This is a genomic window from Chitinophaga ginsengisoli (assembly GCF_003014595.1).
Classification (GTDB): domain Bacteria; phylum Bacteroidota; class Bacteroidia; order Chitinophagales; family Chitinophagaceae; genus Chitinophaga; species Chitinophaga ginsengisoli.
This window is the reverse complement of sequence record NZ_PYGK01000012.1, coordinates 181,869-202,151: the sequence shown is the minus strand read 5'-3', so window position 1 is coordinate 202,151 and position 20,283 is coordinate 181,869. Positions and strand designations below refer to the sequence as shown.

Below are 20,283 nucleotides of genomic sequence, written 5' to 3'. Positions count from 1 at the left end.
CGTCTCCAGTTATTGGAGGCGCTTTTTTATGATGATCATAAGGCCTGTTCAAAGAAGGCACAGCTACCACCGGTCCAGTTCTGCGGCTTGCCTTGTGATACACCGATCATTTTACTCTTGCTGATGCGGGCAAGATTATGCACCAATAAAGGCGAAGGACTGCTGTCAGGCCATACGTACATCATACGGATCTCACAATAGGCAGGACCTTCCGGCGTTTCTATAGCAGGCGCATACTGCACTTTATGTTGCAGGATCCAGTTCTCCGGGTCAGAGATCTTATCCAGGTCTTCCTGTGTGACATCTATCAGCACGCCTTGTCCGGCGAAGGAGAAAAGTGGCTTCAGCACATAGTTTTCCAGGTCGGCAGGTATTACCGGCAGTTCGTGCAGGAACCAGCTTTTAGGCGCATATTCACTATGAATGAATGGCAATATGTACTTACTGATGCGGTAGAACCAGTTAGGATGTGTGATCCATTCCACTTCCAGCTCCTGGAAGAGATGTACATGTTTACCCAGCAATTCCTGCTGGCGGTGCAGGTCATCGAATATGACGCGGTTATAGATCCGTTTGATCTGGATACGTTTACCATCCAGCTCATAGTACAGTTTCTTACCTTCCTGGATCAGTTCTGTAATACAGACCGCTTTTATACCCAGTTTATGTTCGGTATAATAGAAGTCTATCCTTGTTTTCTGTTCGTGTGGTTTAACCTCCAGCAGCACCACTTCTTCCGGCTCACAGGGGCCGATGATCACCTCTTTCAGCAAGGCAAAATAGGATGTTGCATTCAGTCCGTTAAAGAAGTTGCAGAGCGTATCAGGAATGGTAAAATGTGTCCTGAACTGACGCGCCATCAGTTCCTGGAAGGCATATAAAGAGGGGAATCCCTGGAGTTCTATCAGTTTGGGTGTCAGGTCGCCGGCTTCATCGCGGCATACGGCAAAATCAATGACCATGAAGTGAGGATGATCATTTTCATGCGGTACTTTCAGCTCATGGGGAATGGCATCCCTGGTTTGCTGTTTGAAGTCAGGATGGAGGATGACAGCAACAATTTCATCACAGGCCTGTTGTATCCTGGCGGTTAGTTGCGCAGGAATAAATACGGGTGTTTCAGCCACTTTAAAGGCGGGTGCTTCGCCTGCCTCCGCCGCAATACCTGAAAGGAAATCCTCGTATTGGCGGTGTGTGAACTGATGATTGTATGTGCTACGTATTGAGGGGATCATTGTTGTAAAGAGCGTTTAAAAATAGCGTTATCAAGGAAAGCCGGTATAAATGCATCATGCGTCAGCATGATCTTGTCCGGATCAGAAAGATGCTCCAGCATGCTAAAGTATTTTTCTGCGCCGTAGTTGGTGATCACCTGGTTCTTCTTTTCCTGTTGCAGCAGGTACATACGCATGCCTGCAGCATCCGCTTCAGGATGGAACTGTGTACCCAGGCAGTAGTCGCTGAAACGGATGGCCATGGTAGCGCGTTCCAGTGGTACATGTGGCCGTTCTTTTTCAATAGCCAGTACTTCTGCACCGATCGCTTCCATTTTCTGATGATTCAGCTCAATAACCTGCCAGTTACGGCTATCAACGATATAGTAAGGCTCGGGCAATTCGCCGAAGACCAGTTCCTGCTCACCGGCAGCTGTTTTATGTACAGGAAAGACGCCAAATGCCGGAGACCTGCGGCGGCAGACGTTGCCCAATCCAAGATAACGGCACATCAGCTGAAAACTATGGCAGATCAGTAATACCTGTTTTTTATCAATAGCGGTGTCATTCCATTCCCTGATGTCTTCCATGAGGCGGAAGTAATGTTGTTCCCATTCACTGCCTTCGCTGTCCAGCGGACTACCGGGACCACCGGTGGAGATATATATGTCGTAGGATAGATCTGGCACCTGCTGCTGCACCCTTATCTCATATTCATGAAATGACAGCTGCAGCGCATGTCTTTTAGCATAGCTGGTCAATATTTCCCTGATGCAGCGCATGCCTTCATTAGGGACCTGTTCATACATATCCAGAACGGCTACTTTCCAGTGCTGCTTTTTAGGATTCATACTGCAAAGTTACAATTTAGCAGTCTTTCAGGAACTGATTAGTGATGAAGTCTGTTACTGACACCAGGTTTTGGGTCTCTGCATAGACCTTCAGCTGCTGGTCGGCGCCCGTACCGTTTTCAAGGATATGACGGGTATGTTCTATATAGTGACGGCTGCCCAGGTCATCTACCACATCATCCACAAAGTCAAGCAGTTCCTGGATAAGCGCCCGCGCATTCACTTCTTCTTCCTTCCCGAAATCGATCAGTCTACCGTCTATGCCATAGCGGGAAGCGCGCCATTTGTTCTCATTGACCAGGGCGCGGTTGTAAATGATGAAGTTCAGGTTCTGCATGCGCAGCTTGTAGATCTTGGCGCATACGGCCTGGAAAAGCGCAGCAATGGTACAGGTTTCCTTTACGGTAAGTGGTACGTCGCAGATGCGGAATTCGACGGTGTCAAAGAAGGGATGCACCCGCAGGTCCCACCATACCTTTTTCGCATTGTCTATGCAATTGGTCTTCACCAGCAGCTGGATGTACCTGTCATATTCTTCAATGCTGGCAAAATAGTCGGGAATACCGGTTCGGGGAAACTTATCGAACACCTTTGTACGGTAAGATTTAAAGCCGGTATTACGGCCTTCCCAGAAGGGGGAGTTGGTGCTGAGGGCAAATACGTGCGGCAGGAAATAACGCACGGAATTGGCAATATGCAGGGCCATTTCCCTGTTTTCCATCCCTACATGTACATGGAGTCCGAAAATGAGATTGGAGCGGGCGGCATCCTGCATTTCGGTCACGATCTCGAAATAGCGGGGATGATCAGTGATCAGCTGTAATTCCCAGTTGGAGAAAGGGTGTGTGCCGGAAGCGCCGATACTGAAACCCAGGTCGCCTGCTATCTGGGCAATGGTACGGCGCAGCATGGAAACGTCTTCACAGGCTTCGTCTATGTTTGCGCATACCTGGGTGCCTACTTCAACCACCGCCTGGTGAAATTCAGCCTTTACCTTATCACGGAGCACCCTGTGTGCCTGTTCTACGATCTTTTGTTCATGGGACCGGAGTTCACGGGTCACCGGGTCCATGACCATATATTCCTCTTCAATACCGAGGGTGAAGTTCTTGAGCATGTGGTGTTGGTGTACAATCTGTTACAAATGGCGAATGACGGATCACGGACGGTGATCCGTCATTTCAGACACCAAAGTTATTCTTTCTTTTTAGTCTTTTTGGCGGGTGTTTTTTTGGCAGGTGTTTCTTTTTCCAGTACAGCTTCTTTCAGGTCCTTGCCATCTTTAGACAACTTAGCGGCCGTCATAGCGGCAGGCTTCTTAGCAACGGCCTTTTTGGCGCCGGGTACGATCACCGTTTGCTGACCATTAATGGCGTGCTGCAGGAAATTGCCCCAGGTCAGGTTATCAGTACCCGGTATTTGCTGCTGGGCGCGCTGGATGGCATAAGTGGCAGCTGTTTCTACTACCCACTCGAAATGCTCCGCACCAATTACCTTTTCATTGGTTTCCGGCGCCGGGTTCCAGCAATCTATCAGGTAAGGTACGTTATTGCGAACGGCAATTTCCACAGAATTGAAATCATACCCCAGGTACTGGTTCAACCGCGCTACCTGGTCGGCAATGGTGTTCAGCAGCGAACTATCGCCATTATCTTCTGCGAGGTAACGCTGGTTTTCAGGCTGATAAGGGTCATAAGGGATCACCCTCACATACCGGCCGCCAATGCAGTAACAGCGGTAATAGGCTTCGTATTTGATCTCTTCCTGGAGCATCATCACTAACTGTCCGGTGCGGGCATGTTGTGCAAAGAACTCCTCACGGTCATGTATTTTATACACATGTTTCCATCCGCCGCCGTTGAAGGGTTTCATGTAGGCGGGGAAACCGACATGGTCAAAGATGGCATCCCAGTCGAAAGGGTATACCAGGTTCCTGAACGACTGGTCGCTGGTGTTCAACGGAAGTTCCCTGGAAGGAATAAGGGCGGTTTTAGGCACCTGTACACCGGTTCTCTGGGCCAGTTCATTGTCGACGAATTTATCGTCAGCACTCCACCAGAACGGATTGTTGATAACAGCGGTACCTTCCAGGGCTGCCTGTTTAAGCCAGGCGCGATAGAAAGGAACATCCTGCGAAATACGGTCAAGCAACACAGCATACCCGGAAGGAGTACCCTGTATCGCTTTATCTATAGATACTGCTTCCGCAGTAATATCGTCTATCTTTTTTTCATTCACACGATCAATAAATGCCTGGGGAAAACCATTTTCCTGGCCGAAGAGGAGTCCTATTTTTTTCATTTGTAGTGAGTTTTATTGCGTTGGTTATCCGTCGTTTACAAAGCAGCGTTTGAGAATCAATATTCGCGCCAACAGGCCCTTCATCTGTTCCCCTGTAAGGTGGCGCTGTCATCACTATTTTATCAGGGAAAGATAGTAGGGCAACATTTCCAGCCAGGTAGGCCAGTCGTGTGTCCTGTTGGGCCTTACGTCCAGCCAGTGCATAATGCCTTTGTTAGCAAGAATGCCCGACATGGTTTCATTCTGACTGCGGGTGATGTCTTTTTCGGCTACGCCTAATATGATCCCCATCCGCCACAGGGCTTCATGAGGATTATCCGGCATAAAGTCTACCGGGTTATGAAAATACACGTTGTCGTCATAATGGCCGTTAAGCCTTGATTTTAAGTCAAATACGCCGCTAAGACTAAATAGGTAGGATACCCTCTCGGGATAGCGGAAAGCGAAATTGGCGGCATGATATCCCCCAAAACTGCAACCAGCTACCGCCACACGGTGAAGGCCTGTTTCCATTGTCACTTTTTCCAGTACTTCATGACGAAGCATGTTGTCATACCTGATATGATTGAGGGCTCGCTGTGCCGGAGATATATGGGGATTATACCAGCTATCGCTGTCTATACCATCCGGACAATAGATCCTGATCAGCTGATTATCAACAAACCATTCCAGGGCCTGGATCAGTCCTTTGTCCCTATGTTCATGATGCCGGCCCAGAGATGTCGGAAAGAGTATCAGCGGATAGCCCTCTTCTCCGTACACCAGCATTTCAAATTCACGGCCCAGATGTGGCGAATGCCATTTGTAATGTTGTTCCTGCATCATTATAAATATAAAGAAAAAAGTCTAACAGCCTGTGAAGGAATAATTAAGTAATGAGTAGTAAATGACGGGCATAAAAAAAAGGTGCCCGCTTTTGGCGGACACCCCTTTTTTCTATGAAAAGTGCGCTTGTTATTTGAAAGTATAACGGAAGCCCAGCTGCGCCTGCCAACGAGCTGACTGTACACCGAAATCATCGATGGTGGCAACAGTCTTGCCGTCGTTCTTAACAGGGTTCTTGAAGTTGAACTGTGGTGTAGTACCATCAGCTGCAAAACCTACCAGGTTGATCAAACCATAGTTGTTATAGTTCATACCTGTACGGGTAGAGTAGATGCGGCCCCAGTTGTTATTGATCATGTTACCCAGGTTGAAGATATCGAAGGATACCTGTACTGTGTGACGTTTACCGTTCTTCTGTCCTACGAAGATATCCTGTGCGATGTGCAGGTCGAAGATGTTGGTGAATGGAACACGGGCGCCATTCTTTTCAGCATACTGTCCTCTGCGTTTGCTCAGGTATTTATCGTTGTTGATGAATGCATCCAGTGCAGCCCACTGCTGTTCAGGTGTAACTGCATTACCTGCGGCATCATTATACGCTACCAGGTTGATCTCTGCTGCTGTTCTTGGCACATAGATCAGGTTCAGACCCCTGTCGCTGCTGGTGGTGTAGTCTTTCACGATATTGGTAGACGGATCTATGTATCCGTAAGAATATCTGTCGCCAGACTGACCAGTGTAGTACAGGGAAACCTGCGTAGCCAGGTGTTTGATGTACTCTTTTTTGTAGGTAACGGAAGCAACGATCCTTGAACCTACGTCGAAGATAGAATAACCCAGGTCTACATCGTTACGGCCTCTTACGTTAGGTACCCTCCACTGAGAAGAGTTCTGGGAAGACTGACCGTCGTTGATAGATTTGGAACGGCCAAAGGTATAAGAGGCAGTACCACTGAAACCATTAGTGAATGATTTCTGTAACTGTGCAGTGATGTTATAGGAATAACCTTTGCTGGTATTCTGGGCATACATGATATCAGTATAGTTACCACGTACAGCAGAACCTACGTTCTTCCAGATCGGGCGGTTGTCGTTACCGTTGCCGGTTACCGTTGTGCCACTTTGGATGTATGACAGGTTGTAGTAAACTACGTTATTGATGTTTTTGGTATAGATACCTTCCAGGCTACCGATCATACCCCATGGTAAACGCTGATCTATAGCCAGGCTGGTCCTGAATACCTGTGGGAATTTGAAGTCCTTCGCAAACAGGTCGATCTGTCCTGATGGCGCTACCGTAATGCTAGGCTGGCTGAATGGATCGGTAATGAAAGGGATCTTCTGGTTGTTTGGACCTTCTGGTTGTTTAGGATCATATTTTAAGGTCATACCACCCAGGGTAACACCGTTGTTGTTGTACATACCACCCAACCATACGAATGGAATACGGCTGGTGAAGATACCTGCACCACCACGGATCTGTGTGGTCTGGTCACCTTTCACGTCCCAGTTGAAGGCAATACGGGGAGACAGCAGGATCTTGGCATCAGGTTTAGTACCTGTTTTAGCGCCTTTGATATCCCATTTACCTGCAGCTACAACAGCTGGTAATACGGTATTATTAAAGTCATTGTTCGTAGCAGGATCGGTCAGCAACACTGGCAGGTCAGCACGGATACCGAGTGACACGCGTAAACGGTCATTTACCTGGTAGTCGTCCTGTGCGTAGATACCCAGCTGCAGTGCTTTGAACTTGGCAGCTCCCTTTGTGTTATCTCCGGTAGTTTTATCTACAGCAGAGAATGAACGCTGGTATTGAACAGGAGAAGCATTGTTCATGAAGTCATCCAGGCTTGCGAAAGTATAAGAACCATAGTTCTGACGGATAAATACATTCGTCATATTATAGAACTCATTGCTTGTACCCAGGGAGATCGTATGTTTACCTCTGTACAGTTCCAGGTTGTCAGTCAGGGTGAATACATCCTGTTTCAGCAGGTTGGCCACAGAGAATTCCTCTGTACCGAAGCTAACAGACTCTTTGGTAATGAATACGGAAGTATATGGTGAACCTGTGATGCCACGGTCATCCCTTACGATGTTGGCGCCTACCAGCAGGGAGTTGGAAGCCCTGTTACCGAACTGGCTTTTCAGCTCGGCGGTGGTAGCGTTGGTAGTAGAAGGGAAGAGGATACCTTTATTGGCAAAAGTGATCGTATTGGCGCTGGATTTACCCGGGCTTACACTTTCACCATGTACATAACTGTGACGGATAGTGAACTTGTGCGCATCGCTGATGTTCCAGTCGAGTCTTGCGAAGAATTTACGGCCATCCAGTGAGTTTTCCACCGTTTCATAACCTCCGGGATCGTAACCTGATGCTTTCAGTTTAGCGCTGAGATCAGCCAGCTGTTGCTGTGTAGCGTGAGCGCTACCAGGACCGTTTGCATATGTCGAATAAGTGAACGGCTGTGGGCGGGTTTCTTTCTGCCATTCAGCGTTCACGAAGTAGAACAGTTTGTTCTTGATGATGGCGCCGCCTAAACGTGCACCATAAGTTTTAGAAGAGAAGTCAGCAAGTTTAGCTCTCTTGCTTTCATCCTTGTTAGGCGTTTTACCTGCCAGGCTCTCATTACGTACAAAGTAGTAAGCAGAACCTTCGATATCGTTAGTACCCCTTCTGGTTACCGCGTTGATAGCGCCACCGGCAAAACCACCCTGTTTTACGTCGAACGGAGATACGTTGATGTTAAACTGGTCGATGATGTCGATGCTGAAAGGAGAGATACCGATCTGACCACCGTTGGTACCGTTTTCTGCCAGACCGAATACGTCGTTCTGTACAGCACCATCCACGAAAGTAGCGTTGTACTTGTTGTTGGTACCGGCAATGGAGATAGTCTGGTTACCACTACCATCTTTGGTCAGTTTGGCCTGAGGGGTCAGACGTACGAAGTCTGTCAGGTTTCTGCCCACAGTAGGCAGGGCGTCTATCTGAGAACGGTTCAGCACAGTCTGAGCACCTTTACGGCTGGAGTTAAATACGCCACCGCTTCTCTGACCTACTACCTGTACTTCTTTAATATCCTGGGCTTTTTCTCCCAGTTTCATGTTCAGTCTGAAGGGCTGGCCAAGGGCGAGGAAAATGTCTCCCTGGCTGAATTCTGTGTAGCCGATATAAGAGGCGGTTACTTTGTATGGTCCGCCAACATTCATGTTAGGAAGCCTGTAATAGCCTTCAACGTCGGTGGTTGTGCCATATTTTGTACCGGAAGGTACATGGATAACAACAACGGTTGCACCAGGTAATGCCTCGTTAGCAGGCCCGGTAATTTTACCGATCATGCTACTGGTAGTAACCTGGGCGTAGGAGTGAAATGCGATAAACAGTACAATGAATGTAGAGAGTAGTCTTTTAAATCCCATAAACGAGCGATTTGATTTATGACGCAAAGGTGGTGAATAAAATTTTACAGATTTTAACTATAAATTAACAAATTGTTAAGGCCTTGACCTGATTAGTTTTAGAGGATATAATTTTGGATAGCTACTATTTTAAACAGGCATTTCATCGAGTTTGTTCAAGAATTCGCCCCATAAATTCTAAAAACTCAAATCAGTATCTTTGAAATGCCGGAAATATTGCAGTGTGTGGCATGAATATACTTACCTATGCGCCCGGATGCTTATATGGTTTATTGCTATATATGTGCAGTGATCTTTAGGTAAGTGGATGGAATAGCATATGGTGCTTTTTTTAGCATAACTTTGCAAATTAACTTTAATAAAGCGCTATGCTAGATACAATAGAATCAGCCATAGAAGATATCAGGAATGGTAAGCTGGTAATAGTCGTAGACGACGAGGACAGGGAAAATGAGGGAGATTTCGTCACAGCAGCAAGGAACGTAACGCCAGAGATCATCAACTTTATGAGCCGTTATGGCCGTGGTTTAATATGTGCACCGCTCGTAGAAGAGCGTTGTGATGAACTGAAACTGGAAATGATGGTGCGTGACAACACCGCCCTGCACCAAACACCCTTTACCGTATCGGTGGACCTCCTCGGCCACGGATGCACCACAGGCATATCAGCACATGACCGCGCCAAGACCGTACAGGCCTTGATAGACCCAAATACCCGCCCTGAAGAACTTGGAAAACCAGGACATATCTTCCCCCTGAAGGCAAAAAGCGGCGGCGTACTACGCCGTACCGGCCATACCGAAGCAACCGTCGACCTGGCCAGACTGGCTGGTTTTGAACCTGCCGGCGTACTGGTTGAGATCATGAACGAAGACGGTACCATGGCCAGGCTGCCGGAACTGAAGGAAATAGCCGACCGGTTCGACCTGAAGCTCATTTCCATCAAAGACCTGATCGAATACCGCCTCGAAAAAGAAACCCTGATCGAAGAACAGGTAACCGTACATATGCCTACCGCATATGGCGACTTCGAACTGGTGGCTTTCAAACAGCTGAACTCCGGCGAGCTCCACATGGCCCTGAAAAAAGGTACCTGGGAAAAGGACGAACCGGTACTGGTACGTATCCACTCCTCCTGCGCCACCGGCGATGTGCTGCACTCCCTCCGCTGCGATTGCGGCGAACAGCTGCACAAGGCCATGGAAATGGTAGAACGCGAAGGTAAAGGCCTGATACTCTATATGAACCAGGAAGGCCGTGGCATCGGACTGCTGAACAAACTGAAAGCCTACAAGCTGCAGGAAGAAGGCAGGGATACCGTACAGGCAAACCTGGAACTGGGCTTCAAAATGGATGAACGCGACTATGGGGTAGGAGCACAGATCCTGCGCCACCTGAATATTACCAAAATGCGCCTGATCTCCAATAATCCCCGTAAAAGAGCGGGATTAAAAGGATATGGCCTCGAAGTAGTGGAAAATGTACCGATCGAAGTACACCCGAATCCACATAACGAATTCTATCTCAAGACTAAACGCGACAAGCTGGGTCATGAGATCCTGAGAGGCTAATATGCAGACCTCCGTCAATTAAAAAAGGAATCAGCTCAACACTGATTCCTTTTTTAATGTACAAACATATGCCCTTCTAGTTAACTCCCTTCTTCTTTAAACTATCCTCCTTTTCACGCTGTTTTTCAATCTCTTCCTGCCGGATAGCTTCGGCTCTTCTAAACGAGTCAATACGCCTTTGCCTGTTCCGCTCATTAAACAACTCTGAGAACTTATTATACTCCCTTATATAGGAAATACCCAGACCCGCCTTATTACGGTTCACCAGGTTATATACATCATAATCCGATTTACTGAAGGCATTGATACGGATACGGCCCTCCGGTGTCAGCAGGTATTCAGCCCGGAAGTCGCCCGCAAAGCGGTTGGCATTGGCAGAGGTACTGGCCTTACCCCAATCATAATCACCACCCACATATAGCCTGATCCTGTTATTATAGAGGTTACTGGTCACCCCGGCACTCACCTGGTTACGGTCCAGGGATGCATTATCCTGACTACCAATATTATAAGCCCTGTAGTTTACATTGATACCGATACCGCTGTTCTTCAGCAGGGTGCCGGTAATATTGTTCAGAATGGCAGATGCCTGCGCACTCAATGCCTGTCCCACACTATTCTTACCGGTAGTAGCCACGCTGGCGCCTCCGGCTGAGTTAGGATCATCCGGCAGGAACTGGTTGAACAGCAGGAGACCGGCCATCTGTTGCAGGGCCTTGTTCTGGTCCTGGTTGACTTCCCTCAGTTTAGCAGCTACACCACTTTCGTAAGCCACGGAACCTACTTCCGGCAGACTGATCTCGTACGTAATGTCCGGTTTCATCAGCTCATTCCGGAGATTGATGAGGATATCCACCCTTTCGGTACGGGTGGCCAGCTTGTCGCCCGCAGTGGAGGAGCTACCCACCAGGTTATAAAGACTTACTTTAGGCAGGGTATATTTAGCGTGGATGTCCACTTTGGCTTCAGTAGGATCGCCATTCCAGGTGATGGAACTGCTCTTATCTATGTCAAACTTCCAACTGGTCAGCCTTTGCAGGGTGAAGTTGTAGGAACCGTTATTGATCTCGTAGTTACCGAACATGGTGAAATCGCCTTCTGTATTCACGTTGATCTGCAGGTTACCGGTACCGTTCGCGGAGATCATATCACCGGAGGCGGCATCCATGATCACATCGATCTGGGCGTCTGGTGTAGCAGAGATGTCCAGCTTTACACTCAGTTTGACGTTGTCTTTCTTCTTTTTCTTCTCTTCCTTCATCTCCGTTCCGTAAGATTTGAACGTGATGTAATCTGAACGGCCGATGTCCTTACTGTCTGACAATGGCAGATAGAAATGGGTGGTCCTGCCCGGCCTTGCCTGTATGCGCAGCTGCAGGTCATTCAGCGGACCAGAGAAATAGACCTTACCATCTGCAATGACATTCCCATAGAACAGGTCACTGTCTGCCGCTCCTGTATTCAGGAAGATGAAGTTGCGGGCGGTTACGTCAAAGTCAAAGTTCAGGTTATTGAAATGATCATGTGAAATATAACCGCTGGCAGTAGCCTTGCTGTTGTTCTTATCTACTATGAAGAAGTTACCGAATTCGATCAGGTTATCATCTATGTTTACATTGAGGCGGGGGATGGTGTAATAGGTGCCCAGGTATAACACCTTCAGGCCTGCACTGTCTACACGGAGGTTACCATGTACCGATGGCTGCTGGGTGGTACCCGTTATGGACAGCTTACCGGAAGCCATTCCTTTCAGGTCCGTCACATATTCATTTACAAAGCGGTCCATTACACTGAGGGAGGTCCCATTCAGTTCCACATTTGCCTGCAGTCTGTTGTTCGTAGAAGAAACCCCTGCCAGGCCTTCCGCAAAGAAGTTCTTACCCTTGTTTTCTGATCTGACAGAGAAGGTAACATCGCCGGTTTCCTGTTTGTAACCACCTTCAAAGGCCACGAGGCCAATGGAGTCGTTGTCAATACGCAGCTCACTGGTCGTGATCAGGGCATCAACATCCAGGTTATGGGTAGGATCTGAAATATTGATGGTACCATTCGCAAAACCTTCTATCCTCATGCTGGTCAGCTGGGAGGGGATCACATCTGACAGGTTCAGGTTTTTCAGGTTCACGATAAATTTAGACTCGTCCGGGTTGAATTCGTTGGTCTCTACGGTGATACTCTGTTCGTTCCTCGTTACCTGCAGGTTGTGAATGGTCAGGAAATCCTTGCTCCAATAGATCTCATTACCCGGGGTAACATTCCATTGCCGTTCATTGACGGTAAAGGCGCTGTTGAGGAAGCTCACCTTCACGCCGTCTTCCACGGTAATCACCCTGGCGTAGAAACCATCCAGTGTGGAGGAATCTATCGCCTGCAGGTCCACTTTGATATAGGAAGTATCCCTGCCGGAATTGGCCAGGATGAGCGGATGTTGTAGTAGTAATTTATCGCCAGAAAGTACTTTTCCAATACTGGTGCTGATATCTATCTTGTCGAAGGTACCAGTACTTTTTAGCTGCAGTCCTTCAAAATGATAATTCCGGTAAGAGGCCAGCGGCACGTTGACATTCAGCGCCAGGTTACCCCTGATGGTATTCAGGTTACCTTCTATAGTGGAGTTGTCGAAGCCGGAGATATCTTTTGAAAAGCCACGTATTAGTTTGTCTACCTGCCCCAGCTGGAAGGCGAAAGAGAAATCCTGCTGGATATTGCCTTTAGGCGCCTCAGGGAAGTAGCTGGGGTAATATCTGTTCAGCAGGAGGCGGAAAGCATCCGGCAGCTGCATGAAACTGTAATTCCCTTTTACATATCCGCCGATCTCACTACCCTGGATGGCCAGCACTTTCACATTATTTTCCAGGTGAGTGGATACGTTGAGGGAGTCAAACTCCAGCCTGCGCTGGTCTTTGAACAGCGATACATTGTATACCCTGGCAGAACCTTTGAAGTTATCTATGTTATCGCCGGCAAAGTTGAGTGCCAGTTTGGCCTGCAGCACGATGGAATCGTTCGTCAGTTTTAAAGCTCTCAGGTTGCCATGGCGGATGTCGGAATCAAAATCGAATACCGGTACATCACCATTGAAGTCTATGGTACCAGCAAAATCCATGTCCAGGTTAGGATCATTGACCGTCAGGGAACCGTTGAAGAATTTACGGTTCATTTCCCCTTTGGTCTTGATATTGCTATAATCGTAACCGTTCAGTGTGATATGTTGTATGTCAGCATCTACGGCTGCCTTCAGGGTCCTGATGTTGAAACCTTCCCCATTCAGTTTTGCGTTGAGGGAGACGGTGGATATCTCAGGCACGTTTAGCAGGGCGCCTACGTTAAAGGCATCTGTGGTCAGGCTTCCTGAATATACCGGTACATCCCTGTTCGTTTTGAAGTTCAGATCGGAATTCAGGTTACCCAGGTTGGTCTGGAATTTACCGTATGCTACAAAGTCGTTGACGAATCCTGTAAAAGTACCTGCAAACAGGATATTGGTCAGCCTGTCCAGTTGCAGGGGATCCACATTCCGCAGTTCGGGGGCAATGCTGATAATATCATTGCCGGTAGTGACCAGTTCCTCTGCGTGAAAGTCAATATAGGTGTTATTGATATCGGGAAGGCCACGCATTTCCAGTCCTCCTTTCAGGCGGGTAGTGGTACCGGCTTGCAATTGGATGTTGGATGCTTTCAGATTACTGACTGGGCCACGGGCGTCTCCGCTCAGGGAGATCTCCTTTTTCCAGTCGGATAGTTCGGGTGCAAAGTAGGCGATATCGTCAGAATGCAGGGTGCTGTTTACAATATGTGCCCGCATATATACTTCGTCCACATAGTGGTTCATGTCACTGATATCAGCATACTGCATGGTATAGTAATCCCGCAGGTGGCTGCGGTTCGTGAACAGGTCCATGTGGGAAAATTCCATCTCTACCGGCGACATCTTAAACCGTGCGGTCAGCTTTTTCACCTCGAAACCGCTGCGTTCCTTTGTGCTCATGGTCAGATCTCCGAATAGGCTGTCTTTTACCAGGCTGGTATTGGTCAGCGACAGGTCGATCTTGTTGAAGCGGATATGATTGGGCGCAAAATAACCTCCTTTTACCGGGGTGTTATCTTCCAGGTCATCTACCCCTAGCGTACCGTCTTTAATAGAGATTTCTTTCACCAGCAGCTTCCAGTTGGCGCTGTTCCAGCGAAGGGCGGGAATAGCGGCTGTATCCGTCAGCGGTGCTGCCGGTGGCGCAGGGCGTTTCTTACGGAGGGGAGAAGCCGGGTACCGGGAAATGATAAACGTAGGTTTATCCAGTGTCAGCTCCTGTATATCAATGTTGTGCAGGGTAAGGTCGATATTTTTGGCATCCAGATAAATGCGTTTAGCCGCCACACGCATGTCTTCGCCTATCCAGGCATCTATCTGGTTAATGCGCACATTGCGCAGGTCTGTCTTACGGAGGTCCAGGGAAATACCGCCGCTGCCTTTACGGGGCTTCAGGGTGGTATCCGGCGGTGTGCTGAATTCGTCTATGATGAACTGGTAATTCCACACAGAATCGTTCCGGTGGCGTATCAGGTTCACATCGGCATCTTCCAGTCCGATAAACTTGATAACGGGTTTGTCCTGGAAAAAGAACCAGTCTGTAATGCGCAGTTGCAGTACGCGGGCATAGAGCAGGGTATCCTTGTGGCGATCTTCTATCAGCGTGCCTTCCAGGCGAAAGCTATTAAACAGGCGCAGGGTGACATGGTCTATCTCTACTTTTGTTCTCAGTTGTGCCGACAGGCGTTGGGTGGCTTGATGCACCAGGAAGTTCTGTACCACCGGGATGTTTACCAGTACGCCGAGCAGGATGATCAGGCCCAGTAAACTCAGGAAGATAACAGATAATATTTTACGTACTTTTTTCAGACGGCGATATTTAATCCGGCAAAAATAGTTGAATTACTTGATAGAACTATAAGAGAACGCAGAAGTACCGGTCATCGTCTGTGAGTATTGTATGAGTATTGCGTTATAACACAGGTTTAACAGTATATCCTTCTTTCCGCAACAATGCGATCACCCCCATGTTACCACCCAGGTGGCCGGCGCCTACGGCGAAGAATGTAGATGCTTTGCCGGCTTCACTGCTGATGATACTGATCCAGTTACGGTTACGCCTGTCCAGCAGCAGGTCCTTATATTGGAGCATATCTTCTGTTTCAATGATCTGGTTGTACAATGCCTGTATGTCGCCCCGCTTGTATGCCGCCATCATCTTGATGTACACATCCCTGGATTTCGCCGTATCGGTAATCGTTTTAAGCATCATTGCGGCTTCTTCCGTATCTGGTATGCTGTCAAAAATGGCCAGCTGGTCCATGACGGTTTCCAGTCCTTTGACCGGCAGTTGCTGTGCCTTGGCCAGTTTGATGAATTCTGCCTCTGTAGATGCCGGCTGTTCGCAGGTCGTGGCGAAGAACTTCTGGATCATGAGGGAATAGATGACCAGTGGCTTCAGCCTGTCCAGCTGCGCCAGTTGTATGTTCAGGGAGTCATGGAACCAGGCAGACAATTTCACATAGTCATCCGCTGCAAACAGGGCTTTAAAAGAGTAGGGTTCCGGCATCAGCACGGCTTCCCGTAAACGGCTGGTCTCCCGGATATCGTCGATGTTCACTTCCAGGTACAATGCCTTGGATTGCTGCAGCGCATTGAGAGTGGCAGGGGAGAACTGATGGTCTTGCGGACAGATAGCATGAATAGTACCATAGAGCCAGGAAGGGCTTTGCAGGCCTTTACCGGATATTTCCCAGAGCAGGGAAGACTTCGCGTCCGTTTGCTGCTGGGCTTTGGCTGTCAATAACAACAGGCTGCAGGAAAGCAGCAAGGGTATCTTTTTGAATAACATGTCTATCTGTTTACGAGTAACTGATGGAGTATATACAGGTCCTCTTCCGAATGCCGGGGAGAAACAATGATCCTGTTCACAGGCGGGCTATCCGGATGTGGATAACCAAATGAGGAGATCATAATATCATGCTCCAGCAGGTATTTTTCGATACCGGCACTGTCTTTCAGCAGGAATACCGGCAGGTGGAAGGGGTTATACAAATATCCGACATTTCCCGTCAGGGATGCAAAATAACTGATCCGCTGCTGCAACAGTTGCCGTTGTTCGCTGTGTAATGAAAAGCTTTGCAGGAATGCCCAGGCATTGGCCGGCATCATCGGCGTAGCGCCGGTAAACAGGGGCAGCTTTTTAATAGCGGCAATGGCTGATGCATGGCCCGATACTACACCTCCCTGGGCGCTGTAAGCCTTGGTAAGGGAAGCTGCCAGCAGATAATGTACGGGCGGATGTTGTGGCAGGCGATCTATGATACCATTGCCATCTGTGCCGATCACACCAATGCCATGCGCATCATCAATCAGTACCAGCACCTGCCGTTGCAATGTCTGCAGCCAGGAAAAATCATTGATGGTACTGGTGAGTGGGTTCACACTGTCTGCCACAATCACGAAACTATGGTCCGGATGTGCATTGACCTTCTCCACTGTTGCTGCGGCCCAGGCAGACCATTCCTGTACAGGAATGACGGGTTGCCCTTTCCATAAAGCAGGATGAGCGGATGGTGCATACAACAGTTCTCCCTGTGTAGCCGCATATTGTACGGCCGCCTGGGATGCGAGGAAGCCGGAAGAAAAGGTGGCTGATGCCTGTTGTTGCTGCAATACGGCCAGGGCATGCTCCAGCTCATCATACAGGTGCAGTCTTGTATTGGCGATACGGGAGGAAATAAAAGTAGTCCCATATTCATCAATGCCCTGTTTCAGCAGCTCCTTAAAGGCAGGAAGCGCGTGTAAGCCCAGATAAGAAAATCCGGAAAAGAAGAGATATTCTTTTCCGGAGATATTCGTTTTGCCGGTAGGCGTTGTATGTGTGAATTGTGTCTGCATGTCATGAGTCTTTTTAATTCCAGCATTCATAACAAATTCATTCGCTCTAATCGACCCCTTTAGGGGTCGTTTTGTTTGTAGCCCGGGGTTTTAACCCCGGGTTGTCGGATGCCACGGGGGACGGCATAACGCATTCATTCCCGTCAATCGACCCCTTTAGGGGTCGTTTTGTTTGTAGCCCGGGGTTTTAACCCCGGGTTGTCGGATGCCACGGGGGACGGCACAACGCATCCATTCCCGTCAATCGACCCCTTTAGGGGTCGTTTTGTTTGTAGCCCGGGGTTGAAAACCCCCGGTTATCGCGCCCCCGGGACGGAGGATCCCCACCACAACACATTTATTCCGATTTCGTCTTCAATATGAAATAATAATCCCCTGATTTCACCTTCATATCAAAATGCGTCTCATCAAGATTCACCACCGTCACCAGGTTTTCTGCAGACCGCAGGCCATTGGCTGCTGTAACAGAAATAACCTTACCATCACTCAGCAATTTATACTTGCCGGAATCCGGTTTATTATCAATGGTAGCGATGAACAGGTTATTGTCAAGGAACTGGTAGAACACATTGGTGTAATAGCCTCTCTTCAGTTCTGTCGCCTGGTTGATCTGTGTAATATCGTAAGCCGATCCCGGTGGAATGACCACATCATACACTCGCCATTTCTTGTGCACGAGCAGGTCGTTTGTACGGCCGCTGCTGCATGCGCTGAACATAATGGCCAGTATAGCTGCGGATAGGATGGCCTGTAATCTGATCTTCATGGTATGTTATTATTGCTTTTTTCCGAACATGTCCTGGTTAAATGCCTGCGACTGTCCTTTAGGGATAGAGAGGCTTTTCCAGTCAGCTTTTTTGATCATTTTACCAATGTACACAATTTGTCCTACATGGTAGGGGATGTGGCTTAGCTGCCTGTTGATAGCATCCAGCACGATATGCGGCTCACTGCGGATGTAAACGGTCTTTTCCAGGTCGTCGGGCTGCAAGGCGCTGATGGCATCCATCATACATTTCCAGCCGGTTTCCCATAGTCTGATAATTTCTTCTGCGGATGTTTTATCCTCTTCAAACTCCACATCCCGGTTACGCCAGGGCTTTTCTCCGTCGGAGTGCAGGAAATCCGTCCAGCGGGAAAGCATATTACCGCTCACATGTTTCACGATGAGGCAGATACTGTTAGGTTCCCCTTCCGGCTGCCAGTGTAGCTGTTCGCCGGTCAGTTCAGCGAGTGTTTTATCCCCAAGGGATTTATAGTATGCGAATCTTTTCAGTACACTATCGAGGAAGATCTGTTCTATCATAAAAAGTAGTTTAGTAACGATCAATAACCGGCGGCGCTGTCATCGCCTCTTTTATCGCCTACCGCTTCCAGTTGCCCTTGGGCATTTACTTTAATAACCTCCGTACGACCTATAGGAGTATGGGGTACTACCTTATATCCCATTTGCCTGAGTCCCTGTAAAGGGGTCTCGTCAAAGTCTTCCTCTACATCCACCTGGTCGGGCAGCCACTGATGATGGAACTTGGGAGCATCTACTGCCTGTTGTGTAGGCAGGTTGAATTCGAGGATGTTGAGTAGGGTCTGGAACACGGAAGTGATGATGGTGGAACCTCCGGGAGTACCCGCTACAATATAGGGTTTATCCTTCTTCAGTACGATGGTAGGTGTCATAGAGCTTAACATACGTTTGCCGGGAGCCACTGCATTTGCTTCTGCTCCCACAAGACCGTACATATTCGGCACACCGGGTTTTACGCTGAAGTCGTCCATTTCGTTGTTCAGGAAAAAGCCGGCGCCGCCTACTACTACTTTGGAACCGTAGCCGCCATTCAGGGTGGTGGTTACAGATACGGCATTACCTTCGGTGTCCATCACGGAGAGGTGTGTGGTCTCCTCACTCTCATAAGCCACTCCTGCGCCGGTTTGTTTGCTGGATCCGGCGTGGCGGGGATTATAATCTTTCATGCGTTCACGCAGGTAAGCGGCAGAAGTGAGTTGTTTTACCGGTACTTTCACAAAGTCAGGATCACCCAGGTATTGCGCGCGGTCAGCATAGGCGCGGCGTTCAGCTTCGATCATGAGCTGCATGGCGTTGACAGAATGAAAGCCCCAGGCATTCAGCGGATATTTTTCCACCATCCCCATCATCTGCTGCAGGGCTACGCCACCGCTGGAAGGGAGGGGCATGGTAACGATACGGTATTCTTTATAGAAGAAGGAAACAGCCGTCCGCTCTTTGGCCTCATAAGCCTTCAGGTCAGCTTCGGTGATCAGCCCTTTACCGCGTTTCATTTCTCCAATGATGAGCGCCGCGGTTTCCCCTTCATAAAAGCCTGCCCGGCCATTGACGCTGATCCTTTTCAGGGTGGCGGCAAGGTCTTTCTGTACCAGGGTGTCCCCGGCTTTCCAGGGTCTTTTTCTCACAAAAGCGCTGGCTTGTGTATTGAGCTTATTGAAGAGTTCCTGTGTTGCATTCAGGCTGTTGGCTTCCCTTTCTGTAATGGCAAACCCTTTCTCCGCCAATGTAATGGCGGGAGCGATGAGCTGTTGGATGGTCAGTTTTGCATAAGGCAGGGAGGCAAAGATACCAGCAACGGTACCAGGTACGCCTGCTGCCAGGTGACCGTCCTGGCTGAGTTTTGTATTGGCATTACCGGAAGCGTCCAGGTACATATTGCGGGAAGCTGCCGCAGGCGCTTTTTCCCGGTAGTCGATAGCCAGGTCCTTCCCGTTTTTCAGGTGTGCCACCAGGAAGCCGCCGCCTCCCAGGTTACCCGCTGCGGGGTATACTACTGCCAGCGCCAGCTGGGTGGCAATGGCCGCGTCTACGGCATTACCGCCCTGTTGTAAGACCAGCAGGCCGGCCTGACTGGCCAGCGGATGGGCTGATACAACGGCGCCGTGACTGGCCGTGACACTTTTTTTAACTTGATAATGATAGGCATTAATAGTAGATGGCTGCTGGGCATAAGCTGTGCTGGCAAGGGTTATAGCCAGTAAAACCGTTATCGTACGCATGCGTTTATGAGTTTAATCCTGAGTTGAATCTTGACAAGTTGTTCCAAATACGCTGTCAAATTAGTATTTTAGGTAATAGACAGATCAATTCGTTCTTGTAGCAATTACCATAACCAAAAGAACAACTCAAAATCTAAAAACCC

General features: G+C 48.7%; 13 protein-coding genes. 1 reads left to right on the top strand and 12 read right to left on the bottom strand.

All coding sequences use genetic code 11. From position 1 onward, the window contains the following. Positions 1 to 35: 35 nt before the first annotated feature. From CLV42_RS24520 to CLV42_RS24495, 6 genes are all read right to left on the bottom strand, one after another. Positions 36 to 1,235, bottom strand: a complete 1,200-nt coding sequence (locus tag CLV42_RS24520) for a hypothetical protein (RefSeq protein WP_106604569.1) — start codon at positions 1,233 to 1,235, stop codon at positions 36 to 38. Then, on the bottom strand, positions 1,232 to 2,065 hold the full coding sequence (locus tag CLV42_RS24515) for a type 1 glutamine amidotransferase (RefSeq protein ID WP_106604568.1): 834 nt from the start codon (positions 2,063 to 2,065) through the stop codon (positions 1,232 to 1,234). The genes CLV42_RS24520 and CLV42_RS24515 overlap by 4 nt, the downstream gene beginning before the upstream one ends. Before the next feature lie 16 nt (positions 2,066 to 2,081). Further along, a complete protein-coding gene (locus tag CLV42_RS24510; RefSeq protein WP_106604567.1) occupies positions 2,082 to 3,182 on the bottom strand; it encodes a carboxylate-amine ligase in 1,101 nt (366 codons plus the stop codon). A gap of 77 nt (positions 3,183 to 3,259) precedes the next feature. Then, positions 3,260 to 4,366, bottom strand: coding sequence for an ATP-grasp domain-containing protein (locus tag CLV42_RS24505; RefSeq protein WP_106604566.1), 1,107 nt, complete (start codon positions 4,364 to 4,366; stop codon positions 3,260 to 3,262). 114 nt (positions 4,367 to 4,480) lie between these two features. Beyond that, entirely contained in the window at positions 4,481 to 5,188 is a 708-nt protein-coding gene (locus tag CLV42_RS24500) for an alpha/beta hydrolase-fold protein (protein ID WP_106604565.1), read from the bottom strand. Positions 5,189 to 5,320: 132 nt separating this feature from the next. After that, positions 5,321 to 8,617: a TonB-dependent receptor gene (locus CLV42_RS24495; protein ID WP_106604564.1), complete on the bottom strand. Its 3,297-nt coding sequence runs from the start codon at positions 8,615 to 8,617 to the stop codon at positions 5,321 to 5,323. Positions 8,618 to 8,985: 368 nt separating this feature from the next. Between CLV42_RS24495 and CLV42_RS24490 the strand changes: the two genes are divergently transcribed. Continuing rightward, positions 8,986 to 10,188, top strand: coding sequence for a bifunctional 3,4-dihydroxy-2-butanone-4-phosphate synthase/GTP cyclohydrolase II (locus CLV42_RS24490; RefSeq protein ID WP_106604563.1), 1,203 nt, complete (start codon positions 8,986 to 8,988; stop codon positions 10,186 to 10,188). A 76-nt stretch (positions 10,189 to 10,264) separates the two neighbouring features. Here CLV42_RS24490 and CLV42_RS24485 read toward each other — a convergent pair whose 3' ends face one another. From CLV42_RS24485 to ggt, 6 genes are all read right to left on the bottom strand, one after another. Further along, positions 10,265 to 14,998 carry a translocation/assembly module TamB domain-containing protein gene (locus CLV42_RS24485; protein ID WP_106604562.1) on the bottom strand — a complete coding sequence of 1,578 codons (4,734 nt, stop codon included), beginning with the start codon at positions 14,996 to 14,998 and terminating at the stop codon, positions 10,265 to 10,267. 190 nt (positions 14,999 to 15,188) lie between these two features. Continuing rightward, complete coding sequence (locus CLV42_RS24480) at positions 15,189 to 16,067, bottom strand: TraB/GumN family protein (protein WP_106604561.1); 879 nt, start codon at positions 16,065 to 16,067, stop codon at positions 15,189 to 15,191. A 2-nt stretch (positions 16,068 to 16,069) separates the two neighbouring features. Further along, positions 16,070 to 17,116, bottom strand: a complete 1,047-nt coding sequence (locus tag CLV42_RS24475) for an aminotransferase class I/II-fold pyridoxal phosphate-dependent enzyme (RefSeq protein WP_170117633.1) — start codon at positions 17,114 to 17,116, stop codon at positions 16,070 to 16,072. Between the two features lie 337 nt (positions 17,117 to 17,453). Continuing rightward, positions 17,454 to 17,882, bottom strand: coding sequence for a hypothetical protein (locus tag CLV42_RS24470; RefSeq protein WP_106604559.1), 429 nt, complete (start codon positions 17,880 to 17,882; stop codon positions 17,454 to 17,456). Positions 17,883 to 17,891: 9 nt separating this feature from the next. Further along, entirely contained in the window at positions 17,892 to 18,422 is a 531-nt protein-coding gene (locus CLV42_RS24465) for a DUF1572 family protein (protein ID WP_106604558.1), read from the bottom strand. A gap of 20 nt (positions 18,423 to 18,442) precedes the next feature. Next, positions 18,443 to 20,140, bottom strand: coding sequence for a gamma-glutamyltransferase (gene ggt, locus CLV42_RS24460; protein ID WP_106604557.1), 1,698 nt, complete (start codon positions 20,138 to 20,140; stop codon positions 18,443 to 18,445). Positions 20,141 to 20,283 lie beyond the last annotated feature (143 nt).